This window comes from Flavilitoribacter nigricans DSM 23189 = NBRC 102662 (assembly GCF_002646595.1).
Lineage (GTDB): Bacteria > Bacteroidota > Bacteroidia > Chitinophagales > Saprospiraceae > Flavilitoribacter > Flavilitoribacter nigricans.
The window spans coordinates 79304-94235 of the sequence record NZ_PDUD01000044.1; the positions used below are offsets into that span (position 1 = coordinate 79304).

At 50.5% G+C, this 14932-nt stretch carries 9 protein-coding genes; 2 read left to right on the plus strand and 7 right to left on the minus strand.

The features are described 5' to 3' along the window. Positions 1-8 precede the first annotated feature (8 nt). The 3 genes from CRP01_RS33700 to CRP01_RS33710 form a co-directional block, all read right to left on the minus strand. The gene (locus tag CRP01_RS33700; RefSeq protein ID WP_099154490.1) at positions 9-1208 is read right to left on the minus strand and encodes a helix-turn-helix domain-containing protein; all 1200 of its coding nucleotides are present in this window, start codon (positions 1206-1208) and stop codon (positions 9-11) included. 114 nt (positions 1209-1322) lie between these two features. After that, positions 1323-2240 (minus strand): NAD-dependent epimerase/dehydratase family protein, encoded by a 918-nt coding sequence (locus tag CRP01_RS33705; protein ID WP_099154491.1) that lies wholly within the window; start codon positions 2238-2240, stop codon positions 1323-1325. Between the two features lie 109 nt (positions 2241-2349). Beyond that, a complete protein-coding gene (locus CRP01_RS33710; protein ID WP_170110651.1) occupies positions 2350-2943 on the minus strand; it encodes a plasmid pRiA4b ORF-3 family protein in 594 nt (197 codons plus the stop codon). A gap of 590 nt (positions 2944-3533) precedes the next feature. On the opposite strand from CRP01_RS33710, the gene CRP01_RS33715 reads away from it, so the two are divergent. Continuing rightward, entirely contained in the window at positions 3534-8804 is a 5271-nt protein-coding gene (locus CRP01_RS33715) for a T9SS type A sorting domain-containing protein (protein ID WP_099154493.1), read from the plus strand. A 51-nt stretch (positions 8805-8855) separates the two neighbouring features. Here CRP01_RS33715 and CRP01_RS33720 read toward each other — a convergent pair whose 3' ends face one another. The 4 genes from CRP01_RS33720 to CRP01_RS33740 all read right to left on the minus strand — a co-directional run bounded on the left by CRP01_RS33720 (position 8856) and on the right by CRP01_RS33740 (position 13489). Then, positions 8856-10709: a sensor histidine kinase gene (locus CRP01_RS33720; protein ID WP_099154494.1), complete on the minus strand. Its 1854-nt coding sequence runs from the start codon at positions 10707-10709 to the stop codon at positions 8856-8858. Positions 10710-11216: 507 nt separating this feature from the next. Further along, a complete protein-coding gene (locus CRP01_RS33730) occupies positions 11217-11846 on the minus strand; it encodes a response regulator (RefSeq protein ID WP_099154496.1) in 630 nt (209 codons plus the stop codon). Positions 11847-12221: 375 nt separating this feature from the next. Next, positions 12222-12620, minus strand: a complete 399-nt coding sequence (locus tag CRP01_RS33735) for a hypothetical protein (protein ID WP_099154497.1) — start codon at positions 12618-12620, stop codon at positions 12222-12224. Between the two features lie 65 nt (positions 12621-12685). Beyond that, positions 12686-13489 (minus strand): class I SAM-dependent methyltransferase, encoded by an 804-nt coding sequence (locus CRP01_RS33740; protein ID WP_099154498.1) that lies wholly within the window; start codon positions 13487-13489, stop codon positions 12686-12688. A gap of 139 nt (positions 13490-13628) precedes the next feature. Between CRP01_RS33740 and CRP01_RS33745 the strand changes: the two genes are divergently transcribed. Continuing rightward, positions 13629-14915, plus strand: coding sequence for a mandelate racemase/muconate lactonizing enzyme family protein (locus CRP01_RS33745; RefSeq protein ID WP_222845880.1), 1287 nt, complete (start codon positions 13629-13631; stop codon positions 14913-14915). The last annotated feature ends 17 nt before the right edge of the window (positions 14916-14932 follow it).

Genomic DNA, 14932 nt, shown 5'->3' on the forward strand with positions numbered 1-14932 from the left:
GCTCCAAATCACGATTTGGCACCACCTTGACGGTGCTTTCGTACATATTCGTTAGGGCTCAGCCCGAGCTGTTTTTTAAAAGCTCGATTGAAGGTAGACTTGGAATTAAATCCACAGGAAATGGCAATGCCGAGCAGGGTGTGTTGTTCGTGCGTACCCGCTTCGATCTCCTGCAGGAAGGCTTCGATCCGGAACCGGTTCACATAGTCGTTGAAATTTAGGCCCGTTCCCTTATTGATGGCCTGGGAAATATTCTTGGAAGTGGTCTGGAGATGTTCCGCTAAGCCGGAAAGGGTCAGCGTGGAATTTTGGTACAAGTGATCCCGGTGCATAATCTGCTCAATCCGCCTGACCAGCTGAACGTGGTCTTCACTTAAGGCCTCACTTTCGGATGCTTCCCGGGTGGTAGCGTCGGTCGTCGCAATTGCGGGCGGCATCACTTCCGGGACCAGGTTACGCAATCCGAGCGAGGTGCTCAGCAAGATACTTTGCCGATAGCCCCGGATGGCTAAAAAATACCCCACTATGGAGATGGACAGATAATACCAGAATTTGCGGCCGAATTCACCCCATTCGGGATTGATGATGAAGAACAAAGCCCGCAGGATAAGGATAAGCAAAAAGATCAGTAAAAAATTGCGGACCCAATTGTAGGCTACTTCCTCCGCGTAGCTGAGTTGATCGAATATCTGCCGGCGGTAGCGCTGGTAGAGTCGCAGACTCAGCAAAAAATAGGTGATCATGGAGATGAAGCCGGCGATCTGATACCAGAGATCAAAATCTTTATCCCGCCCGTCCTGATAAAAGTACACCTGATCGAACAGGAAAACATCGAAAATAAATACCACCAGGCTATAGAGTAGATACAGACTGCCCGGTAAAAAATGAAGTTGGTCCCGTTTGCTCGGGGAATATTCGGGATACAAGAGGGTTTTCAGATAAAATAAAAAGACGGGACCGATAAACAGGATCTGCTGTAGCGGCAGGTAGAAAAGCGTCTCCCGGTATCCATCCATACCGTACCATCCGGCATAACCCAGCATAAAGGGCGAAATATACAGCGCCACCAGCACGAGCACCAGGCTCAGCCATTGAGCTGATCTTAATCTGTGTTCCAATCCCAGTTTCAGGATAAGTGCACCGGACACTACGAGGTGAAAGAAGAAAACCAGTAAAATTGAACTATATGGCCCGAAACCGAACTTCATAGGAAATACTGAAATTTAGCCCGGACAGAGATCAATTGATCGACTGTTCAATTGCTGTAGCCGGGTTCCAATACGCTTTTCAGTACCAAACAATCGAACCCCCAAACGGTTGAATCATCCAATCATCTGATGAATCCCCTCCCGATAACTCGTGATCGCAAATGACGGGAATTTCTTTTTGAATTTATCGGAAACGAAAATATTGTCGTGCCGGTAGCGGGGAAGTAACTCCTGTAATTCCCGCAGGCGGCTGCTGAACAGGCCACCTAGTTTAAACTGCCACATTTTTACGACCGAATATTTGAGATCCTGCCCCGATATCTCGGAAGCCATGTCGATCAGTTCGCGGTAGGTGGGACGGTCATCGTCGCAGGGCAGATGCCAGGTTTGCTGATAGGCTTCCGGTGTATTGCCAAGCAGGGCCATGGCGCGACTGGCATCCGGCGTCCAGATTAAAGTTCGCCGGGTATCGTCCCTGAGCGGTACTCTTGGGGATCTGCTTTCCGCAATGCGATCAAAGATCAGGGTATTGGTAATACTTTGCGTTTTATTTGGCCCGTAAAATTCGGGTGCCCGGCAGATCACCGCTTCTATGGATTGACGGCTTATTTCCTGTAACACCATTTCCGCCATTGCTGCTCGCACACTTGATTTCCGACCGATTGGCACGAAGGGGCTCTCCTCGGTTTGCGGCTCACTGGTCTTGGCGTACATATACGTATTGTCGAAAAAGACCAATTTGCAACGGTGCTTTTTGCAAGCCGCGATGACGTTTTGCATCATCGTGGGAAACTGCTCTTCCCACATTTGCGAGTTCATGGGAAGGCCAACGGTAAAATAGGCGATATCACTACCCTCAACTGCTTTTTCAGTCGCCTGACCATCCAGCAGATTAGCGGAAAAAAGTTGATCGGTTGGCTGTACTTTTTTTGGATTTCGACTGACCAGCCGAATTGCTTGGGTATGGTTTCGGTACAATTCCCGGGTCAGTTCTTCGGCAATCTGGCCGTTTGCGCCAAGTACGGTTTGCATATTTATGATGATTCTGTGTTAGTAGATCGTATTCAGGCGTGGTGCTAACGATTAGTCGACCCACGCTTTATGGAGCAAACAGTCTCTTATCCCCATATTAAACCGATCATTACAATTGAGGCCAGGGAGTTGATTTGGAGGCCGGGTATTTGTTGTGCCACAGTCCGAAAAACTCCAGCTCCGCATTTACTTTTTCAATGGGGAAAGTAATCGGATCAAATCCTTCCTCCGCGTCGTTCGCCCAAAATGCCGAATCCGGATGTTGCGGATTGTTCCTAGCCTCCAACAGGCATAAATAGCGATCGATCCCGCCACTGTTTTCCGTCGGACAACGGCCGGCTCCCGCGATACATTCCGGGGCCGTCAGCATTCCACCACTGATCGATTCCAGCTTAAGCAGATGTTGCCAGTGATCTCCGAAATCGTAAAGATATTCCAGGTGATCCTGGGGCTTTAAACGAAAATCTTTGAGGCGCAGGGTCGTTTCATCTTCCGGTTCCGTGGTCTCATCGTCAATCCCGAGTACCATACCGACGCGCCGGCTCTGGATGGAAAATTCGTGCAAATGATAATTTTTCCAACCCATAACCAGCTGAATAACCTGGTGAAAACGGTCGAAGCGATAATCTTCGGTTACCCGAAAACGACGCCAGATCGGAAAACTACAGCCGGGAAGGCTGATATGAAATTGAAAAATACGCATAACATCTGGACTTAAGGAGTGATTAAGAGCCTCTCCAAAAACCATCCTTTGGTCTTAAAATAACCATCAATGGAACCTCATTTCCTCTTCCGTAGCGCTGCTACGAAACTCGAAACTGACTTCGTGAGCACCCAGATCTGGTCATTTTCGACAGCAAAAACGGTTGCTGAATAGGCTCTAAGCCGTATTCAATAATTGATCCTTCCTGCCTGCATTTTCTCCGTTGGAAAAAAAGAGCATAGCACACAGTTGTACACTGCAGCTCAGTAGAAGGAAGTCCTTTAGTCTCTAGTAGGAAGCATGGAATATGCGAAAGATAGGTAGTCAATATAGTTATAACAGGTAGAGTTGCTGAAAGTTTGGATAGAACAAGAGTTTAAATTTCAGTGTCTACCGCGAGCCGGCGGCAGGTATTTAACCGCATCGGTCCGGTCGCCCTCGAACTGCCCACATATTCCTGTGGTTTTTCGTACGCTCAGCCCATCTAATTTTGTACCTGATAATCCGCATTCACCAATTTCCTTCAACCAGGATACGGGTTCGTATTCTGTTAAGGGGAATCATTTCCACAGCTCATAATCTTCAAACTTATGCTCAGGTACTGGCTATTCTTATGCTTTCTATCCATCTGGGGCAGCCTGGATGCCCAATTTACCTATCTGGCTGGAAAATTTCAGGACGAGATGGTAACAATGAACATCAAACAAAACAACTTTTGGGTAGGCGGCTTCGATGAGGATTCGCCCTATCGTTTTTTGTTTCAGGCGGCCGGTTTTGATGCTGATCGATCGGTCTTCATCATCCAGAAAACGGAAATGGCTAACTGGTATAAGATCTATCATGTCGCCTCCGGCCGTCTGGTAACGGTGATCTCTCCGACCGGCAACCCTTATCTCAGTCTGGAAGCGGATGCCGATTTTGACGACGAGCAGCAGCTGTTTCAGTTTATCCAGCAGGGGGCCACCGATTTCTACAAGATCCATTCCCGCTATAAACAGGGCGGAGTGGCTCTGGTCATTTCTATTGAAGACGACAATACCGACAACGGCAGTCCGATTATTCTGCTGAAAAACGACAATATCGGCGACGAATCCTACCAGAACTTTGAACTGGCGCTCGTCGAAGAAGATCAATTGACTAAACGAGCCATCCTGAACGATCAGAATATCATCGGTAAAGCCTACCAGATCTACAATAAACTGGACGAGCGTAAACTCGGTACGCTGAATGGCCTGCCCCAGTATTTCTCTTCGGCGGACAATGGTCCCCAGGCTACCTTCCTAATCGAAGATGGTTCGGATGACGGACAGTGGTGGACCGCAGACAAGCGCTGGTTTCACATCCGCAGCCTGGAAAACGGTCAATATCTGACGGTTACGGGTAGTACTTCCGGCAGTGCTGTCACCTTTGCCGATCTGGGGCCAAATCTGGACAATGCAGATCAGCAGTTCCGGCTTATCCCGGCCCCGTCCGGCTCGGGTTGGTACAAGCTGCGATCCCGCCTGGGCAATCTGGTGCTGGAGATGCATCCGGGCGGGCGACTCATCGTGAGTACGCCAACGGCCCTCCTGCCTACCAATACCCGGCAAAAGTTCGCTTTTCAACTGGACATTCCGGATGATCCGACCGTGCGCTACGCGGTGGTCGGAAAGCAGCATACGGATTTTCTGTCCGATAAAGGGATCTACGGTGAAGGGGAGGAATTGGTGGATATGAAACGTATCCGTCGCGCGGATCAATCCGTTTACTGGCGCTTTATCAACCAGGGTAACGGTTATTTCAAGATCCAGAATGCCCTTACCAATCAGTACATCGTGGCCACCGGCGGTCAGGGCCTGGGTGGTGATATCGATGCCGTCCGTATGGAGTCCTCCATCGCTAATACCGGCGACTATGCCCTGTGGGAACTGATCCGGCGGAACGATCACTTTGTCTTCAAAAGCAAATACACCGGCTATTTTCTGGGTACTCCGCCCGGTACGGAAAATATCAGTTTTCAGATCACCACCCAGGCCAATATTAAATGGTATCTGTACCGCGTTCTGCTGGAAGAGCCGGAAGGGGTGCCCACCGAAATGGATGAAATAGAAGAAAGTGCCCTGCCTGCTGGTTGCCTGCAAGCTTTCGGAACCTCCTTTAAGCGCGGACTGGCCGAACGTGTCGGATTGCCGGCTGAAGCGCAGTATTTTGATTTTATCCGCAATGCCCTCGGCTATCATTCCGAATTGACGGGTGACGAACTGGATAACTATATCGCCCGCATCAATCTGAACAACCCGGATCACCGGGGCTACCTCGCGATAGCCGTTCGGCGCTATGTTTCGGAAGATCTGGCTTTTCGTAATCCGGCAGAGTGGTCCGCTGCTGATGTCGCAGCGGTCAATATTTATCAGAACCGGATACAAACTAACCGTCGAAATTATGCCGCCAAGCTAGATCAGTCGCTGGATGCTTTTTTACAGGTGGTGAATGAAGGGGATATTGCGACCCCCTCCGATCTCTTTTTTTATAATGATGCCAACGATTTTTTGTGGCCGTCCCAGTACAATTACGACGAGCTGACCGAGGAGCAGGTCGTCCTGTACGGTAATTACATACAGGCGGGGGCTAATCTGGGACTGCGCAACCGTTTTGTATCAAAAGAAGCATCTGATGCCTTTGAATTGGCCGGGGGTATCGGAGCCAGTATTACAGCCGGGATGATCCTCCATAAAACGCCCATTTATTCGGCCATAAAGGCAGCAGTCGATGTCGCTGCAAAAGCCGGTTCTATTGCCAGCGCCACCACCGTTAAGATGATCAGTACCCTGGTCTCTACTTCCGCTTCGGTAATATCGGTCATCACCGTATCTATTGAGTTCGCGGTGATGCAGATCAAGGATGCGATCGATGTGAGAGAACTGGAAAAGGACGTGGAGACAACGGTTGATTGGGCGAATACGCCGGTCAATATCTATCAGATCATGACCGCCAATAATCTGGTGGATAAGTCCAAGCTGTTGGAAGATCTCGATTTTGTCATCGCTATGCCCGTCCCTAATACGCCCGTTCCGGTGATTGGTGGCAAAACCTTCACGGGCTATCTGCACAATAGCAACGACAACCAATTCACTGCGGCCAACTTCAGCATGAGTTGCCGCCCGCTCACCATTCAACTCGATGCCGACGGGTTCGGTACTCTACCGCTGGACGATATAACCAGCTTCATCACCGTATACGGTTATCCCTGCAACGAAGCGGTAATTTACACTGCTTCTCAGTCGGAATTTGACTGTAGTGATGTAGGTATCCAAACCGTAACCGTTTACGCCGACAACCGCCTGGTCGATAAAGAATGTGCAGTGACGGTAACGGTTGTCGACTTCGCCGCCCCGACGGCTCGCTGCAAACCGGCCACCGTGCTGCTGGATGGCAATGGCCGGGGCAATCTGGAAGTCGACCAGATCGATGACAACTCCACCGATGATTGCGGCATTGTCAACCGCTGGGTCACCGGTCTGCCGGCCGGCGGGATCGATTGTGATGACTACGAACTAAGCGTTACCCTGCACCTGAAAGATGCCGGAGATCGGGAATCCTCCTGTACCACTACCGTCACGGTGTTGGATGGTATCGATCCGGCGGCGGTTTGCCAACCGGCTACCGTCATCCTGGATGCCGACGGCCGGGGCCACCTTACTCCCGCTGAGGTCGATGGAGGTTCTTCGGATGCCTGTGGTATCAGTGCCTTTAGTCTGAGTGCCGAAAATTTCAGCTGTTTGGATACGGATGCTCCGCGCTATGTGGTCATGACCGTTGTGGATAATCGTGGGAACACCAGCAATTGTACCGCAACGGTTATGGTTAAAGACAAAACCTTCCCGGTAGCTAAATGCCGGGATATTGCAGTAGTGCTCGGGCCGGATGATAAAACTACTATTCAGGCCGTTGATCTGGATAACGGCTCGTCCGATGTCTGCGGTATCAGTCATCTGGCGGTCAACCAATCCATTTTCACCTGCGATGATCTGGGAGAAAATACGGTACGGCTAACCGTCATGGACAGGAGCAATAATCTGGCGGTTTGCAACAGTACCGTTACCGTAGCAGAAAATACGCCACCGCAAGCTGATTGCCGGGCCTTGGAGGTATATATCGAACCCGACGGCACCTATACCCTGAGTCCGGATGATGTTGACGCGATCGGCGGCAACAGCACAGACAATTGCGGTATTGCAGCTTTGGACGTTATGCCCAGCCACTTTAGCGGCCTGGGACCCAATGCCGTTACCCTGACGGTAACGGACCTCGGCGGCAATAGTAGTGATTGCTCTACAAACGTGACCGTAATAAAACGGCCGACTACTCTGACGTATACGGGAGAACAACGGGTGCAGTATTCGGATGCGGTACAGCTTCGCGCGCAATTGACGGATGATGTAAATGGTGCGGGAATTGGCGGTCAAACCGTTAATTTTACAATCGGTCAACAATCCGCTTCGGCGCTTACTGATGCCAACGGCCTGGCAGTTACCAGCCTGGTGATCACCCAGCCTCCTTCGGAATCCTGTGGGCGCGATCCGGTCTATGGCTATTCCGTAACGGCTGGTTATGCCGGTACGGAGGTTGTGTACGAACCGGATGCCGATGAGCATCTATCCTTTTTCATTGCACCGGAGGACGCCCGCATTACTTATACCGGAGCCTTGTTTGTCTCCACCGCAAACGCCAAGAGCAGTTCAGCCGACCTGTTGCTGACGGCTACCATCCAGGATATCAGCCTCACGGCCGACGCCAACGGTGATGATCTGGCCGGAAATATAGGTTACACAACGGTCAACTTTATTGACCGGGACGGCAGCGTGATCAATCCTGCCCCTATTCCGGTACTGCCCGTTGATGCCGACGATCCGGGCGTTGGTGTTGCTGTTTATACCTGGGAGGGAGTAGATATCGGCAACAACGATTCCCGGCAATTTGTGGTCGGCGTGGAAGTTTGCGGTCATTACATCCGTAATACGCCCGAGGACGATGTGGTGATCACGGTATCCCGTCCGCTGGACGACTTTGTGACGGGAGGTGGTTCTCTGCTCCTACAGCATTCTGCCGGACCTCTGGCCGGTGATGTGGGGTCCAGACAGCACTTCGGGTTCAATATCAAATTCAATAAAGCGGGGACGAATCTGATGGGGGATATCCGGGCGCTGATCCGGCGTACGGAGGCCAACGGCTTACGCGTTTACCAAATTAAAGGCAATAAAATGACTTCCCTGTCGACGGAAGCATCCAACGGAAGCGCTGTTTTCTACGGCAAAGCCAATGTAGAAGATGTAACAGATCCCAACAACCCGATTCCCGTTTTCGGCAACGGCGATTTCCAGGTAGTAATGACGGATAACGGCAACCCGGGTACACTGGACCTGCTCGGTCTGACCCTCTACGACAACAACGGCTTCCTGCGCTATTCCAGTCACTGGACCGGTGCGGAGACGGCCCAACAATTGCTGGCAGCCGGCAATCTGGTCGTGCGCAACGGAAATAACAAGGGCATCGGACGCTCTCTGCCCGGCACTTACGAACCTTCGGGATCCACTACCGTAAATAAGTCATCGGGTTTCCAGGCCAGGGCATTTCCCAATCCCTTCACCAATGAGGTGAACATTTACTTCAACCTGCCCGTCGAAGGGTATACCACCGTTCGTATTTTTGATGCTTCCGGACGTCAGATTGAGGTATTGACGGAACAATTCCTGGAGTCAGGTGAACACCGGCTGAGCTGGAATGGTCGCCACGGGGAAGGTAATTCCTTACCGCCTGGTGTTTATCTGATCCGCCTGACCTCCGGCAGTTTAGTTTGGACCAACCGGCTGGTTCGGCAATAAGCACTTTCAGAGACCGTTCCAAAATCCATCTTCTGGTTTTGGAACGGTCTCTCATACCTCCAACCTTACGAAAAATCCATCCGGTTGCTGTTCGTAGTTCAACCGGCCGCCAATCCGCTCGGCCCGCAATTGCATACTGACCAGCCCGGACCCCGCCACCTTTTTGTGATGGATACCCTGCCCATTGTCTTTAATCGTCAAGTGGATCCGGTTGTCTCTCTGTTGAAGAGAAATGTCCACCGAAGTAGCATTGGAATGTTTGATCACATTGGTTACCGCCTCTTTGAAAATGAGGTAAATATTTTGCCGGATCAGTGGCGGCAGGATGGCTTTGCGGTCAAAATGCTGATGCTCAAAGCGATAGGCAATATCCCGCGAGGTGAACATATCGTACGCAAAATCCTCCATCCGATCCAGCAGATCTCCCCCCTGATCGTTGCGGGCGTCAATGGCCCAGACCACATCGCGAATTTTGGTAATGGATTCCATCAGGATCTCGTTGCCTTTTTCAAAATATTGTCTGGATTGCTCATCATCCGTAACTTTCACCGCATTCATGATCATCGAAATGCGGGTAAGTGAGCTGCCGACCTCATCGTGCAGATCACTGGAGATCTGACTCCGCATGTTTTGCATTTTCAATTGCTGTTCAAGCCGGTTTCGGTAGTAGTATAAGCCTCCAACCAGCAGCGCGATCAACAATAGGGCACCCAGCAGAATATTTCGGTTTAAGGAGGCGGCGATCCGTGCTTCCTGCACTTTCTGCTGTTCGGCCATCAGCCGGATCTCCTGTTCTTTTTTATCCGTTTCGTATTTGGTCTGGAGCTCGGCCAGCGTTTTGGAATGCTGTTCGTTCAGCGTGCTGTCTTTGTACGCCATCATACGGTCTGCCCAGAAAAAAGCCGACTCGTAATCCCGCAGGATGCGATAGGCCTCTTTGTAGTAGCCCATGACCAGGGTATACTCGTAGCGCAAGCTTTTTAACGATTCGAACCGCATGGCCTCATCCAGCAACGGCAGTGCTTCCCGTCGCACCCGTTCCGGATCCTCCAGGGTAATGATGGCGTACGCCAGGTACATAATGGCATTGAGCTTGGGTTGAAACCCACCGTTTTCGCGGGTATATTCGTAATAACGTTCGTAGTAAGGAATGGCTTTTTCTATTTCCTGCTTCAGCTCGTACACATTACCGATCTTGGTGAGTGCGGCCATACTCTGTACCGTATCCCCCAACAGCAGGTATTGATCACTACTGATCGTGAACATCTCTACCGCCGTTTTGAAATTATGGGCTATTAAGTTGCCGATACCATTGATAAACCCGGCTTTAGCCAAGGCTAAATTTTGGCCGTAGGCGACGGCCAGTTCGTACATGCTGCTGGAGTTGTTAAGCACCGCGGCGGTATCGATGACGGTTACCGTTAGATAGGCGGCCGTCATCATCTGGTAGGATTCGATCATATTGAAGGTATCCTTGACTTCCAGAGCAGCCTGCAAACCCTTCTGTGCCAGTTCAAGCGCCCCGGTCGGATTTCCCTGATTCCGCAGGATCCGGGCCAGTTTAGGATAGAGCTCGGCGCTCCTGATCGTATTTCCCCGGCCCTCTTCGTACTCCAGTTGCTGCTCCAGGATCGGCTTGGCCAGATCGTACTGGACCATCAGATAGAATTTCTCGCCGATCTGCCCGCGGTAATGTTGACGAAGGGTGTCGTCCTGCACGCTCTCTGTCTTTTCCAGCGCGAGTTGCAGTAAAGTGATGATGGAATCTCGCCTGGTTTCGGTATCCAGGCCGTTGGCAATTGATACTAAAGAGTCGATCGGTAAATCAGATAAATGCTTTTGAGCATTTGTAGTCCCAGGGATGACCAGGCATCCAATGGCCAGTAGCAGGGTCAGAAATTTCATGTTACAACAATCGTGCTTGTGTAGGTTAATGAGCGACGGTGAGGCTTTATTTTATCAAGACTACGAACTGAAATATGCAGGGGCTACAAGTATCCGATAGATAGCGGATCGAATTTCAGCTATCAACTGTACGCTCGAAACAATATTATCAAAAAGATCTGAAAATTTGGTATGCAAGGATTAGAATTTTCCGTTTCGGAATAAGGCGCAGGGGGAATTACTCAAGCTGAATTTAAAACGTCCGGCACCCAGAGGGTAGAGTAGGGCTGTTCAGTTCTCAAATCATTGAATATAAAAAATAGCAATTTCAATGGCAATAGCAATTTCAATAACTCAAAATCAGGCGAAAAGGTCAAAATCGGAGCAGAAAGCTGCCTTTTGCTTGCTATTGCTATTGTGCTTGACATTGTAATTGAAAAATTCGCATTGCGTTTTATAGAACTGAACAGCCCTGCAGAGGGTAGGGGGATGCGCTGCGCACTTAACTGGTCAGGCCCGGCAACCTGGTTACACTTCTCCCTTTAGTGATTTGGCGATGACTTCAGCTTTGGAGTTCACCTGTAACTTGCGATAGATGTTCTTCACGTGATAGCCGGTCGTATTGACGGAAATCATCAACTTATCTGCAATGAGTTTATAGCTAAGTCCTTCTACCATGCACTGTACGATCTGCAGTTCGCGGGCAGTAAGTACCGTACTTCTTTGCTGTTCCGGCCGGAAATATTCCATGACTTTGCGGGCAATGGACGGTGACATGGCTCCTTCGCCCCGGTATACCTGCACAATGCTTTCGCGTATTTTGGGTACCGGTGTGCTTTTTAGCAGATATCCACCGGCACCGGCACAGAGCGCTTTGAAGATCTTTTCGGAATCGTCATAGATGGTAAACATAATGATCTCAGCCGCGGGGAAAAGGTCTTTTAAATGCCGGATGGCTTCCAGCCCCGACATGCCGGGCAAACTGATATCCTGGAGGATCACGTCCGGTTTGCGGATTAATTTTGCCTGTTCCAGAAATGATTCCACGGACTCGGATGCCAGCAGAAAATCAAATTCGGGATCCTTTTTCAATTGTTCGGCAATAAACTCCCGGATATATGGATCGTCTTCGATGTAAACGATTTTGATCAGTTCCATGCAGTAAATATTCTTCCCGTGTACGCAGAATTAGATGGATAGATCCGGCTTTTGCCGGCTAATCGCATGGTACGCAAGAATTATTTTGATAATAAACAGCTACGGCGGTTGTAACCTGAACTTCCCCGTACAAGGGGATCTGGAAACGCTGGACTTTTCAGGTATCTCGTCCGACCCGAAGTTTGCTCGTACCTCCAGGGTTTCAACTTGTGATCTTGGGACCCTTTCTCAGTGGTTGTCACCTTTGGGACAAGTCACCGACGACTAAAATTAGTACAAATACCCGTTAAAGTTTACTACATAAATAGGTGGTGGGAAGATGACTATTGAAGAAGAACGGCAATTCCCGCTGCCCTTAAGAAAGAAATGGCATGACTACTCAATCCCCTTCTTTTTGCCCTGCTTCGTAGCGGTAGAGGTGATCTGTACGTGAATGATCCCGCCGTCGCTGTAACATTTGAAATTATCGCCGGAATGAAAGGGGATCAATCTGGGACCATCGTTGCCGGAGCAGGTATAGAGGTAGCCGTTTTTCCAGGCGTTTTCGTAACTCGCGCAATCTCCTCCGGTTTTGTTGGCCGGTACACAAAGGTTTTTGTAGGTAGAGCCATCGATAACTAAAACGTTGGCCTTAAATACTTTGGGGTCCTTCATGTCAACTGATAGTTCACTTGAGGCCGCTTCCTGTTTGATCAGGTCTTTGCTCGGGGTGATCTGCGCCTGGGCTATTTGAAAGAGAGCAATCGCGAGTGTTGTAAATAGTAATTTTTTCATTTTAGGTGGTTTGGTCATTGATGTCAACTGAGATGATAAGGTAAAAATAATTATGGATTTCCATACTACCGGATTCCGTAGATCACTTTGTAGTGAAAATTCATATTGGCAGGGCTATCCTGGATTGCTGCTACTTCCTGTTGGAACGCAGTTACTCCAATCACCTCCTCGCTGAATCCCCGTTTGAGCAGAGCCTCCAGGCCACCCTGACTGAGTGCCAGTCCGATAAATTTTTCCTTGTGAAATGTTTCGCTTTTATGAAAATAGGCCGCTTTTACAAACCTGAATAGGCCGCTCTTTTTTACCTGTTCCAGGTGTTGGTCTTTATCCCATTTATGAGCTATCACTTCGTTTAGGGCCAGCGTCATCTCCTCAACTTTTTGGAAGAGTTTGCGGTAGGCTACCTCGTATTGGTAGTTAACGGATGGTGGCCAGGTGACGTCATAGATCACCAGTATTCCCTTATCGGCTAGTATCCGGCCAATTTCCTGCAGTGTGGAAACGGGTTCCATCCAGTGGAAGGACTGTGAACAGGCAACTATCTCAACGGATCCAGCCGGTAATCCCGTATCATTCGCAAACCCGGTACGGTAGGTTATTTTCCCCGAGCGGTTGTTTTTTTGGGCGATAGAGATCATGGCTTCACTCGGCTCAATACCGTAGATGGCGACGGCGTAGCCTTCCCAGATCCTGGTCGAAATTCCGGTGCCGCAACCCAGGTCCGCCACCCTGACCGTTTCCGGTTTTGGTGAATTCAGATAGGACAAGCCCTGGGAAATGATCTCGATAGGAGGGGAGGGCCGGAACTGATCGTATAAGTGAACGTATTGCTCTCCGGTAAATCTTGCTGCATTTAGTTGCTGATCCATTGGTGATGGTGTTTAGTGGGGGCAGGGCGTTATTACGGTTACTTACTTGCACGAATCGATCCGGCGAAGTTAAGTTTTGCTGCTTAAACTCAGCTTTCGCGGCAAAAACTTCAGGGGGACTGTGCCAAAATTGCGTTTTATGATCAGACTATCCCTTATCCACATGAAAAAAGACAGAAGAGCATTTTTGCAGACCGGCTTCGCCGGCTTGGCCGGAAGCATGGGCATTTCCGCTTGTGCGACTCCGCCTAAAACCAATCTGCAACAGGAACGGTATCCGGAACTGGATCGCATCCTCGCCCGCCCCGTATTGAAGACGGGGCTCTTACCGGATCCGGTGCTGATCGAATCGCTGGAACTGCTGCGGTACGAAGATAATTTTATCTGCCGGGTCCGGTCGAAAGACGGAGCGGAAGGCCTCTCGGTGAGCAACAACATGCAGATGATCTCCCTGTATCCCATTTTCGTCAATCGGCTCCAGGGTTTTTTCCTGGGAAAAGACGCGCGGGACCTGGAAAACCTGCTGGAAGGGGTCTATGTCCACCAAAGCAATTACAAATTACAGAACCTGGCCCTCTGGGTGCCACTGGCTACCATCGAGTTTGCGATTCTGGATATGCTCGGCCGGATTGCCCGCCAACCGATAGGTGCGCTCATCGGAGATATCCACCATCCGGAGATCGCCGTGTATCAGGCTAACAACAACCGGGGACGTTCGGCCAAAGAATCGCTCGAACGGATCCAACAGAACGTAGCGGAATCTCAGGCTAAAGCTGTCAAGTTCAAAGTGGGCGGTCGGATGAGTAAGGATGCCGATGACCCGCCGGGACGAACCGAGGAGTTGATCCCGCTGGTTCGGCAGGCTTTCGGCGATGACATGACCATCTACGCCGATTCCAACGGCTCCTACAGCGTGCCCGAAGCGATCCGGGTAGGAAAAATATTGCAGGAATACCGTATCGATTTCTACGAAGAACCGGTTCCGTTCGACTGGTACGAGGAGACCAAAATGGTAACCGACGCTCTGGAAGTGCCCGTTGCCGGCGGCGAACAGGAGCCCAGCCTGCACAATTTCCGCTGGCTGATCGGCAACGATGCGCTGGATATCGTACAGCCGGACATCTTCTATTTCGGCGGTATGATCCGCTCCATGCGGGTAGCCCGGATGGGGGCGGCTTTCGGGAAAGTCTGTACGCCGCATATCTCCGGCTCCGGTCTCGGTTATCTGTATATGCTTCACTTCGTTTCTGCGGTACCCAATGCCGGGCCCTTTCACGAATTCAAAGGCCTCAACCGGTCCCTGCCCCTGACTTGCCCGACTTCTCCTCTGGAAAGCGAGAATGGTACGGTGAAAGTGCCAACCGGTCCGGGTTCGGGCGTGGAGATCGATTCGGATTATTTAGCGCGGCACCAGGTGGTGGGGTAGGTACCCGGCTAGAAGTG

Coding starts and splice junctions, on each gene's coding strand:
- CRP01_RS33700 (WP_099154490.1), bottom strand. CDS start 1,208: ATGAAGTTCGGTTTCGGGCCATATAGTTCAATTTTACTGGTTTTCTTC.
- CRP01_RS33705 (WP_099154491.1), bottom strand. CDS start 2,240: ATGCAAACCGTACTTGGCGCAAACGGCCAGATTGCCGAAGAACTGACC.
- CRP01_RS33710 (WP_170110651.1), bottom strand. CDS start 2,943: ATGCGTATTTTTCAATTTCATATCAGCCTTCCCGGCTGTAGTTTTCCG.
- CRP01_RS33715 (WP_099154493.1), top strand. CDS start 3,534: ATGCTCAGGTACTGGCTATTCTTATGCTTTCTATCCATCTGGGGCAGC.
- CRP01_RS33720 (WP_099154494.1), bottom strand. CDS start 10,709: ATGAAATTTCTGACCCTGCTACTGGCCATTGGATGCCTGGTCATCCCT.
- CRP01_RS33730 (WP_099154496.1), bottom strand. CDS start 11,846: ATGGAACTGATCAAAATCGTTTACATCGAAGACGATCCATATATCCGG.
- CRP01_RS33735 (WP_099154497.1), bottom strand. CDS start 12,620: ATGAAAAAATTACTATTTACAACACTCGCGATTGCTCTCTTTCAAATA.
- CRP01_RS33740 (WP_099154498.1), bottom strand. CDS start 13,489: ATGGATCAGCAACTAAATGCAGCAAGATTTACCGGAGAGCAATACGTT.
- CRP01_RS33745 (WP_222845880.1), top strand. CDS start 13,629: ATGATCAGACTATCCCTTATCCACATGAAAAAAGACAGAAGAGCATTT.